This window comes from Rossellomorea aquimaris, from assembly GCF_001877785.1.
GTDB lineage: Bacteria > Bacillota > Bacilli > Bacillales > Bacillaceae_B > Rossellomorea > Rossellomorea aquimaris_A.
Genome location: NZ_MINN01000066.1, coordinates 22,381 through 43,940 on the forward strand (window position 1 = coordinate 22,381; position 21,560 = coordinate 43,940).

Genomic DNA, 21,560 nt, shown 5'->3' on the forward strand with positions numbered 1-21,560 from the left:
ATCAGTTGACAGGTCAACTAGTTCAGTATGGACGACACCGCCAACGCAGAAGTTTTGCGCGTATCAGTGAAGTTTTAGAATTGCCGAATTTAATCGAAATTCAAACTTCCTCGTATCAATGGTTTCTTGATGAGGGGTTAAGAGAAATGTTCCGTGACATTTCTCCGATTGAGGACTTCACTGGTAATCTCTCTTTAGAATTTATTGATTATAGTCTGGGAGAGCCAAAGTACTCGGTGGAAGAATCAAAGGAAAGAGATGTAACTTACTCTGCGCCGCTTAGGGTGAAAGTCCGTCTTGTGAATAAGGAAACTGGAGAAGTGAAAGATCAAGACGTATTTATGGGTGACTTCCCGCTTATGACAGATACAGGTACTTTTGTCATTAACGGAGCTGAACGTGTAATCGTTTCTCAGCTTGTACGTTCACCTAGTGTGTACTTCAGCGGAAAAGTAGATAAGAACGGAAAGAAAGGGTTCACTGCTACCGTTATACCAAACCGCGGAGCTTGGCTTGAGTATGAAACAGATGCAAAAGATGTTGTTTATGTGCGAATTGATCGAACTCGCAAACTGCCGGTAACGGTTCTTTTACGTGCCCTTGGGTTTGGCTCTGATCAAGAAATCATCGATTTGATTGGTGATAATGAGTACATTCGTAACACGCTCGAGAAAGACAATACGGAAGGTATCGACAAAGCATTGCTCGAAATCTACGAGCGTCTGCGTCCGGGAGAACCTCCTACAGTAGAAAATGCTAAAAGTTTACTCGTTTCACGTTTCTTTGATCCAAAGCGTTATGACTTGGCAAACGTTGGACGTTATAAGATGAATAAAAAGCTTCATATTAAGAACCGATTATTCGGTCAAACTCTTGCAGAAACTCTTGCAGATCCGGAAACGGGCGAGATTCTTGCAGAGAAGGGCACGGTTCTTGACCGTCGCACCCTGGACAAAGTCATTCCTTATTTAGAAGAAGGAATCGGCTTCAAGACTTACCAGCAGTCCGGCGGGGTATTGGAGGATGATGTTACTCTCCAATCTATCAAAATTTACTCTCCTAATGAAGAAGGAGAACAAGAGATTAATGTAATCAGCAATGCGTATGTAGAAGAGGAAGTCAAATACATCACACCTGCTGACATCATTTCTTCCATCTCTTATTTCTTCAACTTATTGCATGGAGTAGGATTTACAGATGATATCGATCACCTGGGCAACCGTCGTTTACGTTCGGTTGGCGAATTGCTTCAGAACCAGTTCCGTATCGGCCTTTCCCGTATGGAGCGTGTCGTTCGTGAAAGAATGTCCATCCAGGATACGAATACGATCACTCCTCAGCAGTTGATCAACATTCGTCCGGTCATCGCATCGATGAAAGAATTCTTTGGAAGCTCACAGCTTTCCCAATTCATGGACCAGACGAACCCGCTTGCGGAATTGACGCATAAGCGCCGTCTGTCTGCACTCGGACCTGGTGGTCTGACGCGTGAACGTGCCGGCTTCGAAGTACGTGACGTTCACTATTCCCACTACGGCCGTATGTGTCCGATCGAAACACCTGAAGGTCCGAACATCGGACTGATCAACTCGCTTTCATCATTTGCGAAAGTGAACAAATTCGGCTTCATCGAAACACCTTACCGCCGTGTCGATCCTGATACAGGCAAAGTGACAGACCGTATCGATTACTTAACGGCAGACGAAGAAGATAACTATGTAGTGGCACAGGCGAACGCTCGTCTGGGTGACGACGGTTCATTCCTTGATGAGGAAGTAATCGCACGTTTCCGCGGTGAAAACACGGCTATGAGACGTGACCGCATCGACTACATGGATGTATCTCCGAAACAAGTAGTATCAGCTGCGACAGCATGTATTCCTTTCTTGGAAAACGATGACTCCAACCGTGCCCTGATGGGAGCGAACATGCAGCGTCAGGCAGTACCTCTTTTAAATCCAGAATCACCGCTTGTCGGAACCGGTATGGAACACGTATCGGCTAAAGATTCCGGAGCTGCAGTCATCTGTAAGCATGAAGGTATTGTCGAAAAAGTTGAGGCGAAACAAGTTTGGGTCCGCCGCGTGAAAGAAATTGACGGTCAGGAAGTAAAAGGTGACCTCGATAAGTATCGGATGCAAAAATATATCCGTTCCAACCAGGGAACCTGCTACAACCAGCGTCCGATCGTAAGTGAAGGCGACCGTGTAGTGAAAGGTGAAATCCTTGCTGACGGTCCTTCAATGGAGAAAGGCGAATTAGCCTTGGGACGCAACGTAATGGTTGGTTTCATGACATGGGACGGTTACAACTATGAAGATGCGATCATCATGAGTGAGCGCCTTGTGAAAGACGATGTCTATACTTCCATCCATATTGAAGAATATGAGTCTGAGTCGCGTGATACAAAGCTCGGACCGGAAGAAATCACACGTGATATCCCGAACGTCGGGGAAGATGCTTTGCGCAACCTTGACGAACGCGGGATCATCCGCATCGGTGCAGAGGTAAAAGATGGCGACTTGCTTGTTGGTAAAGTAACGCCTAAAGGTGTAACGGAGCTGACAGCTGAAGAACGCTTATTACATGCGATCTTTGGTGAGAAAGCCCGTGAAGTAAGGGATACTTCCCTGCGCGTGCCTCACGGCGGCGGCGGGATCATCCTTGATGTCAAAGTCTTCAACCGTGAAGACGGCGACGAACTGCCTCCTGGTGTAAACCAGCTGGTCCGTGTCTACATCGTTCAGAAACGTAAGATCTCTGAAGGTGACAAGATGGCCGGACGACATGGTAACAAGGGTGTTATCTCTAAAATCCTGCCTGAAGAAGATATGCCTTATCTTCCTGACGGCACACCGATCGATATCATGCTTAACCCGCTTGGGGTTCCATCACGTATGAACATCGGTCAGGTGCTTGAGCTTCACCTTGGTATGGCAGCAAGATATCTTGGCATCCATGTCGCTTCACCTGTATTTGATGGAGCGCGCGAGGAAGATGTCTGGGATACGATCGAAGAAGCAGGTATGGCACGGGATGCCAAAACCGTTCTTTACGATGGAAGAACAGGTGAACCGTTTGATAACCGTGTGTCGGTTGGAATCATGTATATGATCAAACTTGCCCACATGGTCGATGACAAGCTTCACGCTCGTTCTACCGGTCCTTACTCACTTGTTACGCAGCAGCCGCTGGGCGGTAAAGCTCAATTCGGCGGACAGCGTTTCGGTGAGATGGAAGTATGGGCACTTGAAGCATACGGTGCCGCTTATACACTGCAAGAAATCCTTACGGTTAAATCCGATGACGTTGTCGGCCGTGTGAAAACATACGAAGCAATCGTCAAAGGTGAAAACGTGCCTGAGCCTGGGGTTCCGGAATCGTTCAAGGTTCTGATCAAAGAGCTTCAAAGTTTAGGTATGGATGTTAAGATCCTCTCAAGCACGGAAGAAGAAATTGAAATGCGTGACTTAGAGGACGAAGAAGAAGTACAACAAGCTGACACGCTAAATATATCTGAGTCTAATGAGCAACAATCCGAGACAGTTGGGTCAAAAGAATAAATTTAGAGCAATTAGGGTTAGAGCCTGTAGATTAAAAGGGAGGTAGGCCCCTTGCTAGATGTAAATAACTTTGAGTATATGAAAATTGGTTTAGCTTCCCCCGATAAGATCCGTTCGTGGTCTTTCGGGGAAGTCAAAAAACCGGAAACCATTAACTATCGTACATTAAAGCCAGAAAAAGACGGCTTATTCTGTGAACGTATTTTCGGTCCTACAAAGGACTGGGAGTGCCACTGTGGTAAATACAAGCGCGTACGCTATAAAGGCGTCGTTTGTGACCGCTGTGGTGTCGAAGTAACAAAAGCGAAAGTCCGCCGTGAACGCATGGGTCACATCGAACTTGCCGCTCCCGTTTCACATATCTGGTACTTCAAAGGAATCCCAAGCCGTATGGGTCTTGTTTTGGACATGTCCCCTCGTGCATTGGAAGAAGTCATTTACTTCGCTTCCTATGTGGTAACAGAACCTGGTGATACGGCTCTTGAGAAAAAGCAGCTGCTTTCTGAAAAAGAGTACCGTGCTTACCGTGAGAAATATGGAGTGAAGTTCCAGGCGGCAATGGGTGCAGAAGCGATCAAAAAACTCCTTCAGGATATCGATCTTGACAAAGAAGCCGATTTCTTGAAAGAAGAGCTGAAAACAGCGCAAGGTCAGCGACGCACACGTGCCATCAAACGTCTTGAAGTGGTCGAGTCATTCAGGAATTCAGGAAATGATCCTGATTGGATGATCCTTGACGTACTGCCTGTCATCCCTCCTGAGCTTCGTCCTATGGTTCAGCTGGATGGGGGACGTTTTGCAACATCTGACTTGAACGACTTGTATCGTCGTGTCATCAACCGTAACAACCGTTTGAAACGTTTATTAGATCTTGGTGCCCCAAGCATCATCGTGCAGAATGAGAAGCGTATGCTTCAAGAAGCAGTAGACGCTCTGATTGATAACGGCCGCCGCGGACGTCCGGTAACAGGACCAGGTAACCGTCCATTGAAATCTCTTTCTCACATGCTTAAAGGGAAGCAGGGCCGTTTCCGTCAAAACCTTCTTGGTAAGCGTGTTGACTATTCCGGCCGTTCTGTAATCGTTGTTGGACCTAATCTGAAAATGTATCAATGTGGACTTCCGAAAGAAATGGCACTTGAATTATTCAAGCCGTTTGTTATGAAAGAACTCGTTGAAAAGGGATTGGCTCACAACATCAAGAGTGCAAAACGCAAGATTGAACGCGTACAGCCGGAAGTATGGGATGTATTGGAAGAGGTAATCAAAGAACATCCTGTTCTTTTAAACCGTGCACCTACTCTTCACAGACTTGGTATTCAAGCCTTTGAACCAACTCTTGTCGAAGGCCGTGCGATCCGTCTTCACCCGCTCGTATGTACTGCATACAACGCAGACTTTGACGGTGACCAAATGGCGGTCCACGTACCGCTGTCTTCTGAAGCACAGGCTGAAGCGCGCATGCTCATGCTTGCCGCTCAGAACATCCTGAACCCTAAAGACGGTAAACCTGTTGTTACACCATCACAGGATATGGTATTGGGTAACTATTACCTGACTTTGGAACGCGAAGATGCTGTCGGTGAAGGAATGATCTTCACCAACGCAAATGAAGTACTGCTTGCTTATCAAAATGGTTATGTACATTTGCATACACGTATTGGAATCAATGCAGGAACACTTCATAATAAAACGTTCACTGAAAAGCAAAACAGCCAAATGCTATTAACGACGGTTGGTAAAGTAATCTTCAACGAAATCTTGCCGGATTCCTTCCCGTTCATTAATGAACCGACAAAGACGAACCTGGAAGAAGCAACTCCAGAACATTACTTTGTAGAGCCTGGTACAGACATCAAAGAAGAATTTAAAAACCGTGAGTTGATCAATCCATTCAAAAAAGGTTTCTTAGGAAACATTATTGCCGAGGTATTCAAGAAGTTTGCGATCACAGAAACTTCAAGGATGCTCGATAAAATGAAAGACTTAGGATTTAAGTATTCTTCTAAAGCAGGTATTACGGTCGGTATCGCCGATATCGTGGTATTGGCTGAAAAAGAACAGATCCTCGTTGAAGCACAAAGTAAAGTAGACAACGTATTGAAGCAATTCAAACGTGGTCTGATTACAGAAGATGAGAGATACGACCGCGTCATCTCGATTTGGAGTGCTGCGAAAGATACAATCCAAGGTAAGCTGATGGCTACCCTTGATAAGCGCAACCCGATCTTCATGATGAGTGACTCAGGTGCCCGTGGTAACGCATCTAACTTCACTCAGCTTGCCGGTATGCGTGGCCTGATGGCCAACCCGGCTGGACGTATCATTGAATTACCGATCAAATCAAGTTTCCGTGAAGGTCTGACGGTACTTGAATACTTCATCTCTACTCACGGTGCACGTAAAGGTCTTGCCGATACAGCACTGAAAACAGCCGACTCAGGTTACCTGACACGCCGTCTTGTAGATGTTGCCCAGGATGTCATCGTACGTGAAGAAGACTGTGGAACTGACAGAGGATTACTCGTCGGCTCCATCAAGGAAGGCACCGAGATCATCGAGCCTCTTGAAGAGCGTCTTCTCGGCCGATACTCACGCAAGACATTGCGTCATCCTGAAACAGACGAGATTCTTGTCGATGAGAATCAGCTGATCACAGAAGACCTGGCGAAAGCGATTGTCGATGCAGGTATCGAGCACGTATCGATCCGTTCTGCATTCACATGTAACACCCGCCACGGTGTATGTGAGAAATGTTATGGAACAAACCTTGCTACTGGTCAAAAAGTAGAAGTGGGAGAAGCAGTCGGTATCATCGCTGCACAATCCATCGGGGAACCAGGTACACAGCTTACAATGCGTACATTCCATACCGGTGGTGTTGCAGGGGACGATATCACCCAAGGTTTACCGCGTATCCAGGAGATCTTCGAAGCGCGTAACCCGAAAGGTCAGGCTGTCATCTCTGAAATGGACGGTGTCATCACTTCCATCGGTGAAGGAAAAGACCGTCAATATGAAATCACTGTCCAAGGTGATGTTGAAACAAGGAACTATACAGCTCCTTATACAGCCCGCCTCAAGTTCGGTGTCAACGATAAAGTTGCCCGCGGACAAGAGCTTACTGAAGGTTCGATCGATCCGAAAGAATTGCTTAAAGTACGTGACGTATCCGCCGTTCAAGAATACTTGCTGCGCGAAGTACAAAAAGTATATCGTATGCAAGGGGTTGAAATCGGCGATAAACACGTAGAAGTAATGGTTCGTCAAATGCTTCGCAAAGTTCGTGTCATCGATGCTGGTGAAACGGAAGTACTTCCGGGTACCCTTATGGATATCCACCAGTTCAGGGATGCGAATGAAAATGCATTGCTCAAAGGGGATATCCCCGCAACAGGCCGTCCTGTATTGCTTGGAATCACGAAAGCTTCCCTTGAGACGGATTCCTTCTTATCTGCGGCTTCATTCCAGGAAACAACACGCGTGTTGACGGATGCTGCAATCAAAGGAAAACGTGATGAACTTCTAGGATTGAAAGAAAATGTCATCATCGGTAAACTGGTACCTGCTGGTACAGGTATGCAGCGTTACCGCAAGGCAGAGCCTGTCCTCGCCGAAGAAAATACGGAAGAGACAGTGACTGTAGAGTAATAAAATAAGGCTAACTCCCAGGGGATGCTTCATCTTTCTGAGAGTTAGCTTTTATAAATCTTTTATTTCGATGTTGACATTGGAATTTTAAGATGATAATATATTCAAGGTTGCTCCTATTAATAACCTGCTACTTTGGAGGATATGAAATGTCTTATGAAAAAGTATCACAGGCGCAAGAAATTATTGTAGGGACAAAGCAAGCAGTGAAAGCTCTAAAGAATGGTCATGTACTGGAAGTTGTCGTCGCGGAAGATGCTGATCCGAGGGTGATAGCGAAAGTGGTGCAGGCCGCTGAAGATCTTGATGTACCGGTTAACAAAGTGGATTCTATGAAGAAGCTTGGGAAATCGTGCGGAATAGATGTTGGAGCAGCAGCTGTTGCGATTATACAGTAAAATAGTTTTTGTAGACGACTCTGCAAAAACTTTACTTTTACCCAAAAATGATCCACCTGGATGTGTGGGCTTACCAAGTAAGAAGGGAGGAAAACATAATGCCAACTATTAACCAATTAGTTCGCAAGCCTCGTCAGTCAAAATCTACAAAGTCTAAGTCACCAGCACTTAACAAAGGTTACAACAGCTTTAAGAAAGTGCACACGAACTTGTCTTCTCCACAAAAACGTGGTGTTTGTACTCGTGTAGGTACTATGACTCCAAAGAAACCGAACTCCGCGCTTCGTAAATACGCACGTGTTCGTTTGACTAATGGAATCGAGGTTACTGCTTACATTCCTGGTATCGGACACAACCTTCAAGAGCACAGTGTCGTGCTTATCCGTGGAGGACGTGTGAAGGATTTACCGGGGGTACGTTATCATATCGTACGTGGTGCGCTTGATACAGCTGGAGTTGAAGGCCGTATGCAAGGACGTTCTAAATACGGAACTAAGCGCCCTAAAGCAGCTAAAAAATAATCGACAAATCATAAATTCATTTCTCGTTGAAAGGAGGAAATCACATGCCACGTAAAGGTCCTGTAGCAAAAAGAGACGTTTTACCTGATCCAATGTACAATTCTAAATTAGTAACCCGTTTAATCAACAAAATCATGGTTGACGGTAAAAGAGGTAAAGCTCAAAAGAAATTATACGCTGCGTTTGATATCATCAGCGAGCGTTCTGGGAAAGATGCAATGGAAGTATTCGATGCAGCTTTGAAAAATATCATGCCGGTATTGGAAGTAAAAGCTCGTCGTGTTGGTGGTTCAAACTACCAAGTACCAGTTGAGGTCCGCCCTGAGCGCCGTACTACACTAGGTCTTCGTTGGTTAGTAAACTACTCTCGTCTTCGCGGTGAGAAGACAATGGAAGAGCGTTTAGCTAACGAAATCCTTGATGCAGCTAACAACACTGGTGCTTCTGTTAAGAAGCGTGAAGATACACACAAGATGGCTGAAGCGAACAAAGCGTTTGCTCACTATCGCTGGTAATCTTCTTTTATCCAACAAACTAACCATTCTGATATAAGGAAGGAGAAAGACCACATGCCAAGAGAGTTCTCCTTAGAAAACACTCGTAATATCGGTATCATGGCCCACATCGATGCCGGTAAAACAACTGCAACTGAGCGTATCCTATTCTATACTGGTCGTATCCATAAGATTGGAGAAACTCACGAAGGTGCTTCTCAAATGGACTGGATGGAGCAGGAGCAAGAGCGTGGAATCACGATCACATCTGCTGCGACAACAGCTCAATGGAAAGGCCATCGTATCAACATCATCGATACACCGGGACACGTAGACTTCACTGTTGAAGTTGAACGTTCACTTCGTGTACTTGATGGTGCAGTAGCAGTTCTTGATGCTCAATCTGGTGTTGAGCCTCAAACTGAAACAGTTTGGCGCCAGGCAACAACTTACGGGGTTCCCCGCGTTGTGTTCGTAAACAAAATGGACAAAATCGGTGCTGACTTCCTATACTCTGTAGGTACTCTTCATGAGCGTTTACAAGCGAATGCACACCCAATTCAGCTTCCGATCGGTGCTGAAGATGATTTCGAAGGGATCATCGACCTAGTGGAAATGAAAGCTTACTTCTACGAAGATGACCTTGGAACTCGTGCAGAAGCGCGTGAAATTCCTGATGAGTATAAAGATCAAGCTGAAGAATACCGCGGAAAATTAATTGAAGCAGTTTCTGAACTTGATGAAGAGCTAATGATGAAATACCTGGAAGGCGAAGAGCTTACAAATGATGAGCTTAAAGCTGCTATCCGTACAGCAACTCTAACTGTTGACTTCTATCCGGTAGTATGTGGATCTGCTTTCAAAAACAAAGGGGTTCAATTACTAATTGACTCAGTTATCGATTATCTTCCAGCACCAACTGATGTTGAAGATATCAAAGGTTTTGTTCCAGAAACAGAAGAAGAAGTAACTCGTCCATCTTCAGACGATGCTCCATTCTCTGCTTTGGCGTTCAAAGTTGCTACTGACCCTTATGTTGGTAAATTAACATTCTTCCGTGTGTACTCTGGTATCTTAGAGTCAGGTTCATACGTAAGAAACTCTTCAAAAGGCAAGCGTGAACGTGTAGGACGTATCCTTCAAATGCACGCTAACTCCCGTGAAGAGATCTCAAGCGTTTACGCTGGGGATATCGCAGCAGCAGTTGGTCTTAAAGATACAAGCACTGGAGATACACTATGTGATGAAAAGAATCTTGTCATTCTTGAATCCATGGTATTCCCAGAACCTGTTATCTCACTATCTGTTGAGCCTAAATCCAAGGCTGACCAAGATAAGATGACTACTGCCCTGCAAAAACTTCAAGAGGAAGATCCTACATTCCGCGCTCACACTGACCAGGAAACTGGACAGGTTATCATCGCAGGTATGGGTGAGCTTCACTTAGATATCATCGTTGACCGTATGAAACGTGAATTCAAAGTAGAAGCAAACGTTGGTGCTCCTCAAGTGTCTTACCGTGAGACTTTCCGTGACACGGCTAAAGTTGAAGGTAAGTTCGCACGTCAATCTGGTGGACGTGGACAATTCGGACACGTTTGGATTGAATTCGCGCCTAACGAAGAAGGTAAAGGATTCGAATTCGAGAACGGTATCGTCGGTGGTGTAGTTCCACGTGAATACATCCCTGCAGTACAAGCCGGTCTTCAAGATGCACTAGAAAATGGTGTTCTTGCCGGGTTCCCGCTTGTTGATGTTAAAGCAAGATTATTCGATGGTTCATACCATGATGTTGACTCCTCTGAAATGGCGTTTAAGATCGCTGCTTCAATGGCACTTAAGAATGCCGCTTCTAAATGTAAGCCGGTAATCCTTGAGCCAATGATGAAGGTAGAGGTTGTTATCCCTGAGGAATACCTTGGAGATATCATGGGTGACGTCACTTCCCGTCGTGGACGTGTAGAAGGTATGGAAGCACGCGGTAACGCACAAGTTGTTAAAGCGTTCGTACCTCTATCAGAAATGTTTGGTTATGCTACGTCACTTCGTTCTAACACACAAGGACGCGGAACGTACTCCATGCACTTCGATCACTACGAAGAAGTACCTAAATCGATTTCTGAAGAAATCATCAAAAAAAATAAAGGTGAATAATTGATTTATTCATTTTTATAAAGTATAACTACTATTGTAAGCTAGTACATTTTCAGGGGTGGAGCAATCCACTTCTGAAAACACCTAACAATATACTTATTTCTTTTAAAATTAAAGGAGGATTTTCAAATGGGTAAGGAAAAATTTGATCGTTCCAAGCAACATGCGAATATCGGTACAATCGGTCACGTTGACCATGGTAAAACAACTCTAACAGCTGCAATCACAACTACTCTTCACAAGAAGTATGGTCGTGGAACTGCAATGGCTTATGACCAAATCGATGGTGCACCAGAAGAAAGAGAACGTGGAATCACAATCTCTACTGCACACGTTGAGTACGAAACTGACACTCGTCACTATGCACACGTTGACTGCCCAGGACACGCTGACTATGTTAAAAACATGATTACTGGTGCTGCGCAAATGGACGGCGGAATCCTAGTAGTATCTGCTGCTGATGGTCCAATGCCACAAACTCGTGAGCACATCCTTCTTTCTCGTCAAGTAGGTGTACCTTACCTAGTTGTATTCATGAATAAATGTGACATGGTAGACGACGAAGAGCTACTTGAACTAGTAGAAATGGAAGTACGTGACCTTCTTTCTGAGTACGATTTCCCTGGCGATGACGTACCAGTAATCAAAGGTTCTGCTCTTAAAGCTCTTGAAGGAGATCCTGCGTGGGAAGAAAAAATCTACGAACTTATGGAAGCTGTAGACAGCTACATCCCAACTCCTGAGCGTGACACTGAAAAGCCATTCATGATGCCAGTTGAGGACGTATTCTCAATCACTGGTCGTGGAACAGTTGCTACTGGACGTGTTGAGCGTGGACAAGTTAAAGTTGGAGACACAATCGACATCATCGGTCTTTCTGAAGAGCCTAAATCTACTACTGTTACAGGTGTAGAAATGTTCCGTAAGCTTCTTGACTATGCAGAAGCTGGAGACAACATTGGTGCTTTACTTCGTGGGGTAGCTCGTGAAGATATCCAACGTGGACAAGTACTTGCTAAGCCAGGTACAATCACTCCACACACAAAGTTCAAAGCTGAAGTTTATGTTCTTTCTAAAGAAGAAGGTGGACGTCACACTCCATTCTTCTCTAACTACCGCCCACAGTTCTACTTCCGTACAACTGACGTAACTGGTATCTGTAACCTTCCTGAAGGTGTAGAAATGGTTATGCCTGGCGATAACATCGAAATGACTGTTGAGCTTATCGCTCCAATCGCGATTGAAGAAGGAACTAAGTTCTCTATCCGTGAGGGTGGACGTACTGTAGGTGCTGGAGTAGTAGCATCTATCCAAGAATAATATCGATTATTTAAAAGCAGGTGGACATCGTGTCCGCCTGCTTTTTTATATTGTGGTAAATGTTTTTATGTTTTGAGGTGAATATGTAAGGAATATTAATTGAAATTTAAAGTCGAGGATGAAATTGAATTGCTTTTACTAAATGCAGCTGAAAATATGGGTTGGGATGAGATAAGATTCAATGTTTGTAATAATTCGTTAACCAATTTGATGGTTTTGCGATCCTGTATAAGGTAGTTACGATCTAATTCGCTATTTTACGATCCTGATTTTAAAAATACGATCCCGATTCAGGATTTATGACCTTCTAAGAATGATTCTAAATACGCCGAAACAGAGCTGGACCTTAGCCTTATCAAAAATTGATCCACTCCCCGCAGCAACCACCCAAACATCAATATAACTTCCCCCAAAAACGACTTTCTTCTATATAAATAACCAACCAAAATTCAAAAACGAATTCCCAATCCATCAACCATTATTAAATATTATGAAAACTCCACATCCCCTTGATATTCAACCGTACGCTTTGTATAATAGAGAAAGTGTGCGAAACATGTAGGTTCTGCAAGAAACCCTTGCATCTTCTAGGTGTTTTAGTTATAATAGACAATGTTGGTCTTTGACTGCGATGAAATGGAAGGTTGCTGACACACCCGGCCGCTTTGCCATGGCGAGTGTGTGGGAAATTTCCATGGAGAATGTCTATTCAAAAATAGGCGAAAAAGGAGGGAAAATAATGGCAAAACAAAAGATTCGTATCCGTTTAAAGGCTTATGATCACAGAATTCTGGATCAGTCAGCTGAGAAAATTGTTGAAACAGCAAAACGTTCAGGTGCGGCGGTTTCAGGACCGATCCCACTACCGACTGAAAAGTCTATTTACACAATATTGCGTGCTGTGCACAAATACAAAGATTCTCGTGAGCAATTCGAAATGCGTACACACAAACGCTTAATCGACATTGTGAACCCAACACCACAAACAGTTGATGCGCTTATGCGTTTAGACTTACCATCTGGTGTAGATATCGAAATCAAACTTTAATCTTATAAAAACAACATTAACAGGAGGTGTGACTTATGACCAAAGGAATCTTAGGAAGAAAGATCGGTATGACTCAAGTTTTTGCTGAAAACGGTGATCTTATCCCGGTGACTGTTATCGAAGCTGCTCAAAACGTTGTTCTTCAAAAGAAAACTACTGAAGTTGATGGCTATGAAGCGATCCAAGTAGGTTTCGAAGACAAACGCGACAAGCTTTCTAACAAACCGGCGAAAGGCCATATTGCTAAAGCTGAAACTGCTCCTAAGCGCTTCATCCGTGAAATCCGCGGTGTAAACGTAGAAGAGTACGAAGTTGGTCAAGAAGTCAAAGTAGATATTTTCGCTGCAGGCGATGTAGTAGATGTAACAGGAGTATCAAAAGGGAAAGGTTTCCAAGGTGCTATCAAGCGTCATAACCAATCTCGCGGACCAATGTCCCACGGTTCTCGTTATCACCGTCGTCCTGGTTCAATGGGTCCTGTCGATCCGAACCGCGTATTCAAAGGTAAATTACTACCTGGACGCATGGGTGGAGAACAAATTACGATTCAAAACCTTGAAATCGTAAAAGTGGATGCTGAACGCAACCTAATCTTGGTTAAGGGTAATGTACCTGGACCTAAGAAACAACTTATCAAAGTAAAAACGGCTGTTAAAGCAGCTAAATAATAGAACTTCTCAGGAAAGGAGGAAATAAGAATGCCGAAAGTAGCATTATTTAACCAAACAGGTTCTAAAGTTGGTGATATCGAACTTAATGATTCTGTATTTGGTATCGAACCAAACAAGCATGTACTGTTCGAAGCAGTATTAATGCAAAGAGCTTCTTTACGTCAAGGAAATCATAAAGTAAAAAATCGTTCTGAAGTACGTGGCGGTGGGCGCAAGCCTTGGCGTCAGAAGGGAACAGGTCGTGCTCGTCAAGGGTCAATCCGTTCTCCACAATGGCGCGGCGGTGGTGCTGTATTTGGACCAGTTCCACGCAGCTACAGCTACAAATTACCTAAGAAGGTTCGTCGCTTAGCGATCAAATCTGCTCTTTCTTCTAAAGTAGTGGAAGAGAACATCTTAGTATTAGAAGCATTATCATTTGATGCTCCAAAAACAAAGGAATTTGCTAACGTTCTTAAAGGTCTGTCAATTAACGCTAAAACATTAGTAGTAACTGACGGTCTTGACGAAAACGTAGCACTTTCAGCTCGTAACATCCCTGGTGTGACTGTTGTTCCTGCAGATGGAATCAGCGTTCTTGATGTATTAGGACACGACAAACTAGTGATGACTAAAACAGCTGTTGAAAAAGTAGAGGAGGTGCTTGCATAATGGATGTACGTGAAATCATTAAGCGCCCCGTAATCACAGAAGCTTCTACAGATCTTATGTCTGAGAAAAAGTACACGTTCGAAGTTGATACTAGAGCGAACAAAACTCAAGTTAAAGATGCTGTCGAAGAAATCTTTGACGTTAAAGTAGATAAAGTTAACATCATGAACTACAAAGGTAAGTTCAAGCGTATGGGTAAACACGCTGGTTACACTAACAAGCGTCGTAAAGCAATCGTTAAACTTACTGCTGATAGTAAAGAAATCGAATTCTTTGAAGTATAATTCACTTAATTAAGAAGAGGAGGGAAAAACATGGCGATTAAAAAGTACAAACCTACCTCTAATGGTCGTCGCGGCATGACTTCATCTGATTTCGCTGAAATCACTACGGATTCTCCGGAAAAGTCACTTTTAGCACCCCTGCATAAAAAGGGTGGCCGTAACAACCAAGGTAAGTTAACAGTTCGTCATCAAGGCGGCGGTCATAAGCGTCAATACCGTATCATCGACTTCAAGCGTGATAAAGATGGTATACCTGGACGCGTTGCTACGGTCGAATACGATCCAAACCGCTCTGCAAACATTGCACTAATCAACTACGCTGATGGAGAAAAGCGTTACATCCTTGCACCTAAGTCAATCGAAGTAGGCATGGAAGTAATGTCTGGACCAGAAGCAGATATCAAAGTAGGTAATGCGTTACCACTTATCAACATCCCTGTTGGTACAGTAGTACACAATATCGAACTTAAACCAGGAAAAGGCGGTCAGCTTGTACGTTCTGCTGGTACATCTGCCCAAGTACTTGGTAAAGAAGGTAAGTACGTTCTTGTACGCCTTAACTCTGGTGAGACTCGTATGATCCTTTCTGCTTGCCGCGCTACTGTAGGTCAAGTTGGAAATGAGCAGCACGAACTTATCAATATCGGTAAAGCCGGTCGTTCTCGCTGGTTAGGCAAGCGCCCGACAGTTCGTGGTTCTGTAATGAACCCTAACGATCACCCACACGGTGGTGGTGAAGGACGTGCGCCAATCGGACGTAAGTCACCAATGTCTCCATGGGGCAAACCTACTCTTGGATTCAAGACACGTAAGAAGAACAACAAATCAGATAAATTTATTGTGCGTCGTCGCAAAAAATAACGGGGTTGAACTACGGTTCGATTCCAGAGCCGTAGCACAATCACGAAGGGAGGTTCAAACATGGGTCGTAGCTTAAAAAAGGGACCTTTTGTTGATGATCATTTAATGACAAAGATCGAAAAATTGAACGAAACTGAAGGCAAACAAGTTGTTAAGACTTGGTCTCGCCGTTCAACGATCTTCCCAGCATTCATCGGTCACACTATCGCAGTTTACGATGGTCGTAAACATGTACCTGTATACGTCACTGAAGACATGGTAGGGCACAAGCTTGGTGAATTCGCACCATCTCGTACTTACAAAGGTCATGGCAGTGATGATAAGAAAACAAGACGCTAATTGAGAGGAGGGTATCCTAATGCAAGCAAAAGCTGTTGCTAGAACAGTACGTATTGCTCCTCGTAAAGTACGTTTAGTCATCGATCTAATCCGAGGTAAGCAAGTTGGAGAAGCAGTTGCGATTCTTAAGCACACGCCTAAGGCAGCTTCACCAGTCGTTGAAAAAGTACTTAAATCTGCTATCGCAAATGCAGAGCATAACTATGACATGGATATTAACAGCCTGATCGTTACTGAGGCTTATGTAAATGAAGGACCAACACTTAAACGTTTCCGTCCGCGTGCGATGGGCCGTGCAAGTCAAATCAACAAACGTACAAGTCACATTACACTTGTAGTATCAGAAAAGAAGGAGGGATAATCCGTGGGTCAAAAAGTACATCCGGTAGGACTTCGTGTCGGTATAATTCGTGATTGGGAATCTAAATGGTACGCAGATAAAGATTACGCAACACTTTTACACGAAGACTTAAAAGTACGTGAATATATTGCAAAACGCTTAGTAGACGCATCTGTTTCTAAAGTAGAAATCGAACGCGCTGCAAACCGTATCAACATTACTGTTCATACAGCTAAACCTGGTATGGTTATCGGTAAAGGTGGTACTGAAGTTGAAGCTCTTCGTAAAGCACTTAACGAACTTACTTCAAAACGTGTACACATCAATATCGTTGAAATCAAAAGAGCTGACGTTGATGCTAAATTAGTAGCAGAAAACATTGCTCGCCAACTGGAAAATCGTGTTTCATTCCGTCGTGCTCAAAAGCAAGCGATCCAACGTGCGATGCGTGCTGGTGCAAAAGGAATCAAAACACAAGTATCCGGTCGTCTTGGCGGAGCTGACATCGCTCGTGCTGAACATTACAGTGAAGGTACTGTTCCACTTCATACTCTACGCGCTGACATTGATTATGCTCACGCAGAAGCTGACACAACTTACGGTAAGCTTGGTGTTAAAGTATGGATCTACCGTGGAGAAGTTCTTCCTACAAGAAAGAAATCTGAGGAAGGAGGCAAATAATTATGTTATTACCTAAACGCGTTAAACATCGTCGCGAACACCGTGGTAAAATGCGTGGTCGTGCTAAAGGCGGTCAGGAAGTTGCGTTCGGTGAATACGGTCTTCAAGCTACTGATGCTTCTTGGATCACAAACCGTCAAATCGAATCAGCTCGTATCGCTATGACTCGTTACATGAAACGTGGCGGTAAAGTATGGATTAAAATCTTCCCTCATAAACCTTACACTGCTAAACCTCTAGAAGTACGGATGGGTTCTGGTAAAGGGGCTCCTGAAGGTTGGGTAGCAGTAGTTAAGCCTGGAAAAATTATGTTTGAAGTAGCTGGTGTTTCTGAAGAGGTCGCTCGTGAAGCTCTTCGTCTTGCAGCACACAAACTTCCAGTGAAGTGCAAGTTTGTAAAACGAGAGGAAATTGGTGGTGAATCAAATGAAAACTAATGAAATTCGTGACCTAACCACTGCCGAAATTGAACAAAAAGTAAAAACTCTGAAAGAAGAGTTATTTAACCTTCGCTTCCAACTTGCGACTGGCCAACTTGAAAACACAGCCCGCATCCGTGAAGTCCGCAAAGGGATCGCTCGTATGAAAACTGTAATCCGTGAAAGAGAGATCGGGGTTAACAATCGATAAATGAGAGGAGGTTTGCTTAAATGAGTGACCGCAACCAACGTAAGGTTTACACTGGCCGTGTTGTTTCCGACAAAATGGATAAAACAGTAACGGTTATGGTAGAAACTTATAAAAAGCATTCTCTATACGGCAAGCGCGTAAAGTACTCTAAGAAGTTTAAAACTCATGATGAGAACAACGAAGCAAAAGTAGGCGATATCGTACGTATCATGGAGACTCGTCCACTATCTGCTACGAAACGTTTCCGTTTAGTAGAAGTTGTTGAAAAAGCAGTTATTATCTAATATATATGCTCGGATAATTTGTAATTCCGAAGGGAGGTAACCTACATGATTCAACAAGAATCACGTTTAAAAGTTGCTGACAACTCTGGTGCTCGTGAAGTATTAACGATTAAAGTTCTTGGTGGTTCTGGACGCAAGACTGCCAACATCGGTGATGTAATCGTGTGTACAGTAAAACAAGCAACACCAGGTGGCGTTGTTAAAAAAGGTGACGTAGTAAAGGCAGTTGTCGTTCGTACGAAGTCTGGTGTTCGCCGTCAAGACGGTACTTACATTAAGTTCGACGAGAACGCATGTGTAATCATCCGTGACGATAAAGGACCACGTGGAACTCGTATCTTCGGACCTGTTGCTCGTGAATTGCGTGACAGCAACTTTATGAAAATTGTATCTTTAGCTCCAGAAGTTCTTTAATAGATTAGCATTGGCCAATCAAGGAGGTGCGATGAAATGCATGTGAAAAAAGGCGATAAAGTAGTGGTCATCACCGGGAAAGACAAAGGCAAAACAGGAACTGTTCTTGCTGCGTTCCCTAAGAACGACCGAGTGCTTGTTGAAGGAATCAACGTTGTGAAAAAACACGCTAAGCCTTCACAGATGAACCCGCAAGGCGGAATCATCAGCCAGGAAGCATCTATCCACGTATCAAACGTTATGCTTCTAGATCCGAAATCTAACGAGGCAACTCGTGTAGGTTATAAAACGGAAAACGGTAAAAAAGTACGTGTAGCAAAAAAATCAGGTGAAGTTCTAGATAAATAGTACGATTAAGAAGGGAGGTATTCTGAATGAACCGCCTAAAAGAAAAATTTCAAAGTGAAATCAGCCCAGCTCTAGTGAGCAAATTCAATTACAAATCAGTAATGGAAGTACCTAAAGTTGAAAAGATCGTTGTCAACATGGGTATCGGTGATGCAGTTCAAAACTCAAAGGCTCTTGATGTAGCAGTTGATGAATTGACTCAAATCACTGGACAAAAACCAGTTGTAACAAAAGCTAAAAAATCTATCGCAGGCTTCCGTCTTCGTGAAGGTATGCCGATCGGTGCAAAAGTTACTCTTCGCGGAGAACGCATGTACCAATTCTTGGATAAATTGATCTCTGTATCACTTCCACGTGTACGTGACTTCCGCGGTGTTTCTAAAAAAGCATTCGACGGACGCGGTAACTACACTCTTGGTGTGAAAGAGCAATTGATTTTCCCTGAGATTGATTATGATAAAGTGTCTAAAGTACGCGGTATGGATATCGTTATCGTTACTACTGCTAACTCAGACGAAGAAGCTCGTGAGCTATTGACTCAAATCGGAATGCCATTCCAAAAGTAATCGCTATATAAGGGAGGCGAAAATGTGGCTAAAAAATCAATGATTGCGAAACAAAAACGCACGCCAAAGCATAATGTTCAAGCGTACACACGTTGCGAACGTTGCGGACGTCCTCATTCAGTAATCCGTAAATTTAAGCTTTGCCGTATTTGTTTCCGTGAACTTGCATACAAGGGTCAGATTCCTGGCGTTAAAAAAGCTAGTTGGTAATACCCTATATTGGGAAGGAGGTAAATTATTATGACAATGACAGATCCAATTGCAGATTTGCTAACTCGCATCCGTAATGCGAACATGGTTCGTCACGAAAGACTGGAAGTTCCTGCTTCTAACATCAAGAAAGAAATTGCCGAAATCCTCAAGCGTGAAGGTTTCGTACGTGACGTAGAATATGTTGAAGATAACAAACAAGGTGTTATCCGCATTTTCTTAAAATATGGAGCAAACAACGAGCGCGTAATCACTGGATTAAAGCGTATCTCTAAACCAGGTTTACGTGTATATGCAAAATCTACAGAAGTACCTAGAGTATTAAACGGTTTAGGTATCGCACTTGTTTCCACTTCTCAAGGTGTTTTAACTGATAAAGAAGCTCGTGCACAACAAGTGGGCGGAGAAGTATTAGCTTACGTTTGGTAATAGTTTTTAAATGAATGGAGGTGCAACAGGATGTCACGTGTAGGAAAATTGCCTATCGAAATGCCATCTGACGTTACTCTTACAGTAGGTGAAGATAACCTAGTAACTGTAAAAGGACCTAAAGGTGAACTTTCTCGTACATTCAGTTCTGATATTAAAGTTGAATTAGAAGGTAACACAGTAACAGTTACCCGTCCTTCTGATGCAAAAGAACACCGCGCGTTACACGGTACAACTCGTGCCCTTATCGCGAACATGGTTGAAGGTGTATCTAAAGGATTCCAAAGAAATCTTGAGCTTGTCGGTGTAGGTTACCGTGCTCAAAAACAAGGTACAAAGCTTGTGCTTAACGTTGGGTACTCTCACCCGGTTGAAATCGAGCCTGAAGCAGGTATCGAAATCGAAGTACCAGCAAATACAAAGATCTCCATCAAAGGGATCGACAAAGAACGTGTTGGTGCATTAGCAGCTAACATTCGTGCAGTACGCTCTCCTGAGCCTTACAAAGGAAAAGGTATTCGCTACGAAGGTGAATATGTTCGTCGTAAAGAAGGTAAAACAGGTAAATAATGCCGCGTAGGCAAAAGAAAGGAGTGACCGTAGGTGATTACTAAGCCAGATAAGAACAAAACACGTAAGAAAAGACATGCCCGTGTACGTTCAAAAATTACTGGAACTGAAACTCGTCCTCGTCTGAACGTTTTCCGTTCTAACAAAAACATCTATGCTCAAATTATCGATGATATGAACGGTGTTACTCTTGCAAGTGCATCTTCAAAAGATAAAGATTTCGGATTAGAATCCACAGCAACTGTTGATGCAGCTGCTAAAGTTGGAGAACTAGTTGCGAAGCGTGCGGCTGAAAAAGGTGTTAAATCTGTAGTATTTGACCGTGGTGGATATCTATATCATGGCCGTATCAAAGCTCTAGCTGAATCAGCTCGTGAAAACGGCTTAGAATTTTAATTAAAAAGGAGGGACAATCCAGATGCGTAATATTGATCCAAGCAAACTAGAATTTGAAGAACGCGTAGTTACAGTCAATCGTGTTGCGAAAGTTGTTAAAGGTGGACGTCGTTTCCGTTTCGCTGCTCTTGTAGTAGTAGGCGACAAAAACGGTCACGTTGGTTTTGGAACGGGTAAAGCTCAAGAAGTACCTGAGGCAATCCGCAAAGCGATTGAAGATGCGAAGAAGAATCTAATTGAAGTTCCTATGGTAGGAGGTACAACTCCTCACGTAGTAACTGGACGATTTGGTGCTGGTCAAATTCTTATCAAGCCTGCTTCTGCGGGTACAGGAATTATTGCTGGTGGACCTGTTCGTGCGGTACTAGAATTGGCAGGGGTACAAGATATCCTTTCTAAATCACTAGGATCCAACACTCCGATCAACATGGTTCGTGCAACAATCGAAGGTTTAAAACAATTAAAGCGTGCTGAAGACGTAGCTAAGCTGCGCGGTAAATCAGTAGAAGAACTACTAGGATAAGGGAGGGATAACGATGGCTAACAAACTAGAAATTACCCTCACTCGCAGTGTAATCGGACGTCCACAAGACCAACGTAAGACTGTTGAAGCCTTAGGACTTCGTAAAATGCATCAAACAGTTGAGCAACAAGACAACGCTGCTATCCGCGGAATGATCAACAAGGTTGCTCACCTTGTAACGGTAACAGAAAAATAATCGATTTCTTTCGATAAC

The 21,560-nt window shown here is 43.7% G+C and carries 27 protein-coding genes; all 27 read left to right on the plus strand.

The window, feature by feature from the left end; genetic code table 11:
• Window positions 1-5: 5 nt before the first annotated feature.
• Window positions 6-3,563 carry a DNA-directed RNA polymerase subunit beta gene (gene rpoB, locus BHE18_RS02570; RefSeq protein WP_071617112.1) on the plus strand — a complete coding sequence of 1,186 codons (3,558 nt, stop codon included), beginning with the start codon at window positions 6-8 and terminating at the stop codon, window positions 3,561-3,563.
• 51 nt (window positions 3,564-3,614) lie between these two features.
• Window positions 3,615-7,214, plus strand: coding sequence for a DNA-directed RNA polymerase subunit beta' (gene rpoC, locus BHE18_RS02575; RefSeq protein WP_071617113.1), 3,600 nt, complete (start codon window positions 3,615-3,617; stop codon window positions 7,212-7,214).
• A 149-nt stretch (window positions 7,215-7,363) separates the two neighbouring features.
• Window positions 7,364-7,612, plus strand: a complete 249-nt coding sequence (locus tag BHE18_RS02580) for a 50S ribosomal protein L7ae-like protein (RefSeq protein WP_071617114.1) — start codon at window positions 7,364-7,366, stop codon at window positions 7,610-7,612.
• Between the two features lie 98 nt (window positions 7,613-7,710).
• The gene (gene rpsL / locus BHE18_RS02585) at window positions 7,711-8,133 is read left to right on the plus strand and encodes a 30S ribosomal protein S12 (protein WP_032085266.1); all 423 of its coding nucleotides are present in this window, start codon (window positions 7,711-7,713) and stop codon (window positions 8,131-8,133) included.
• A 44-nt stretch (window positions 8,134-8,177) separates the two neighbouring features.
• Window positions 8,178-8,648, plus strand: a complete 471-nt coding sequence (rpsG, locus tag BHE18_RS02590) for a 30S ribosomal protein S7 (RefSeq protein ID WP_071617115.1) — start codon at window positions 8,178-8,180, stop codon at window positions 8,646-8,648.
• A 54-nt stretch (window positions 8,649-8,702) separates the two neighbouring features.
• Entirely contained in the window at window positions 8,703-10,781 is a 2,079-nt protein-coding gene (gene fusA / locus BHE18_RS02595) for an elongation factor G (RefSeq protein WP_071617116.1), read from the plus strand.
• 129 nt (window positions 10,782-10,910) lie between these two features.
• Entirely contained in the window at window positions 10,911-12,101 is a 1,191-nt protein-coding gene (gene tuf, locus BHE18_RS02600) for an elongation factor Tu (protein WP_071617117.1), read from the plus strand.
• A gap of 739 nt (window positions 12,102-12,840) precedes the next feature.
• A complete protein-coding gene (rpsJ, locus tag BHE18_RS02605) occupies window positions 12,841-13,149 on the plus strand; it encodes a 30S ribosomal protein S10 (protein WP_034676072.1) in 309 nt (102 codons plus the stop codon).
• A gap of 35 nt (window positions 13,150-13,184) precedes the next feature.
• Entirely contained in the window at window positions 13,185-13,817 is a 633-nt protein-coding gene (rplC, locus tag BHE18_RS02610; RefSeq protein ID WP_071617118.1) for a 50S ribosomal protein L3, read from the plus strand.
• Between the two features lie 30 nt (window positions 13,818-13,847).
• The gene (gene rplD / locus BHE18_RS02615; protein ID WP_071617119.1) at window positions 13,848-14,471 is read left to right on the plus strand and encodes a 50S ribosomal protein L4; all 624 of its coding nucleotides are present in this window, start codon (window positions 13,848-13,850) and stop codon (window positions 14,469-14,471) included.
• Window positions 14,471-14,755 carry a 50S ribosomal protein L23 gene (rplW, locus tag BHE18_RS02620; RefSeq protein ID WP_058300085.1) on the plus strand — a complete coding sequence of 95 codons (285 nt, stop codon included), beginning with the start codon at window positions 14,471-14,473 and terminating at the stop codon, window positions 14,753-14,755. Before rplD ends, rplW begins: the two co-directional genes overlap by 1 nt.
• Window positions 14,756-14,785: 30 nt before the next feature.
• Window positions 14,786-15,616, plus strand: coding sequence for a 50S ribosomal protein L2 (gene rplB, locus BHE18_RS02625; RefSeq protein ID WP_071617120.1), 831 nt, complete (start codon window positions 14,786-14,788; stop codon window positions 15,614-15,616).
• A gap of 60 nt (window positions 15,617-15,676) precedes the next feature.
• The gene (gene rpsS / locus BHE18_RS02630; protein ID WP_032085274.1) at window positions 15,677-15,955 is read left to right on the plus strand and encodes a 30S ribosomal protein S19; all 279 of its coding nucleotides are present in this window, start codon (window positions 15,677-15,679) and stop codon (window positions 15,953-15,955) included.
• A 19-nt stretch (window positions 15,956-15,974) separates the two neighbouring features.
• Window positions 15,975-16,316, plus strand: coding sequence for a 50S ribosomal protein L22 (gene rplV / locus BHE18_RS02635; RefSeq protein WP_032085275.1), 342 nt, complete (start codon window positions 15,975-15,977; stop codon window positions 16,314-16,316).
• Window positions 16,317-16,319: 3 nt separating this feature from the next.
• The gene (gene rpsC / locus BHE18_RS02640) at window positions 16,320-16,976 is read left to right on the plus strand and encodes a 30S ribosomal protein S3 (protein ID WP_032085276.1); all 657 of its coding nucleotides are present in this window, start codon (window positions 16,320-16,322) and stop codon (window positions 16,974-16,976) included.
• A gap of 2 nt (window positions 16,977-16,978) precedes the next feature.
• Window positions 16,979-17,413: a 50S ribosomal protein L16 gene (gene rplP / locus BHE18_RS02645; protein WP_071617121.1), complete on the plus strand. Its 435-nt coding sequence runs from the start codon at window positions 16,979-16,981 to the stop codon at window positions 17,411-17,413.
• The gene (gene rpmC, locus BHE18_RS02650) at window positions 17,403-17,606 is read left to right on the plus strand and encodes a 50S ribosomal protein L29 (RefSeq protein WP_032085278.1); all 204 of its coding nucleotides are present in this window, start codon (window positions 17,403-17,405) and stop codon (window positions 17,604-17,606) included. The genes rplP and rpmC overlap by 11 nt, the downstream gene beginning before the upstream one ends.
• Window positions 17,607-17,626: 20 nt before the next feature.
• Window positions 17,627-17,890 carry a 30S ribosomal protein S17 gene (gene rpsQ, locus BHE18_RS02655; RefSeq protein ID WP_032085279.1) on the plus strand — a complete coding sequence of 88 codons (264 nt, stop codon included), beginning with the start codon at window positions 17,627-17,629 and terminating at the stop codon, window positions 17,888-17,890.
• 45 nt (window positions 17,891-17,935) lie between these two features.
• Window positions 17,936-18,304: a 50S ribosomal protein L14 gene (gene rplN, locus BHE18_RS02660; protein ID WP_032085280.1), complete on the plus strand. Its 369-nt coding sequence runs from the start codon at window positions 17,936-17,938 to the stop codon at window positions 18,302-18,304.
• A gap of 36 nt (window positions 18,305-18,340) precedes the next feature.
• Window positions 18,341-18,652 carry a 50S ribosomal protein L24 gene (gene rplX / locus BHE18_RS02665; protein WP_032085281.1) on the plus strand — a complete coding sequence of 104 codons (312 nt, stop codon included), beginning with the start codon at window positions 18,341-18,343 and terminating at the stop codon, window positions 18,650-18,652.
• 26 nt (window positions 18,653-18,678) lie between these two features.
• The gene (rplE, locus tag BHE18_RS02670; RefSeq protein ID WP_071617122.1) at window positions 18,679-19,218 is read left to right on the plus strand and encodes a 50S ribosomal protein L5; all 540 of its coding nucleotides are present in this window, start codon (window positions 18,679-18,681) and stop codon (window positions 19,216-19,218) included.
• Between the two features lie 24 nt (window positions 19,219-19,242).
• Window positions 19,243-19,428 carry a type Z 30S ribosomal protein S14 gene (locus BHE18_RS02675; protein ID WP_010191505.1) on the plus strand — a complete coding sequence of 62 codons (186 nt, stop codon included), beginning with the start codon at window positions 19,243-19,245 and terminating at the stop codon, window positions 19,426-19,428.
• 30 nt (window positions 19,429-19,458) lie between these two features.
• Window positions 19,459-19,857 (plus strand): 30S ribosomal protein S8, encoded by a 399-nt coding sequence (gene rpsH, locus BHE18_RS02680; RefSeq protein WP_071617123.1) that lies wholly within the window; start codon window positions 19,459-19,461, stop codon window positions 19,855-19,857.
• A 30-nt stretch (window positions 19,858-19,887) separates the two neighbouring features.
• On the plus strand, window positions 19,888-20,427 hold the full coding sequence (gene rplF, locus BHE18_RS02685; protein ID WP_071617124.1) for a 50S ribosomal protein L6: 540 nt from the start codon (window positions 19,888-19,890) through the stop codon (window positions 20,425-20,427).
• Between the two features lie 33 nt (window positions 20,428-20,460).
• Entirely contained in the window at window positions 20,461-20,823 is a 363-nt protein-coding gene (gene rplR / locus BHE18_RS02690; RefSeq protein ID WP_071617125.1) for a 50S ribosomal protein L18, read from the plus strand.
• Between the two features lie 22 nt (window positions 20,824-20,845).
• Window positions 20,846-21,346 (plus strand): 30S ribosomal protein S5, encoded by a 501-nt coding sequence (gene rpsE / locus BHE18_RS02695; RefSeq protein WP_071617126.1) that lies wholly within the window; start codon window positions 20,846-20,848, stop codon window positions 21,344-21,346.
• Between the two features lie 13 nt (window positions 21,347-21,359).
• The gene (gene rpmD, locus BHE18_RS02700; protein WP_032085287.1) at window positions 21,360-21,542 is read left to right on the plus strand and encodes a 50S ribosomal protein L30; all 183 of its coding nucleotides are present in this window, start codon (window positions 21,360-21,362) and stop codon (window positions 21,540-21,542) included.
• Window positions 21,543-21,560: the final 18 nt, after the last annotated feature.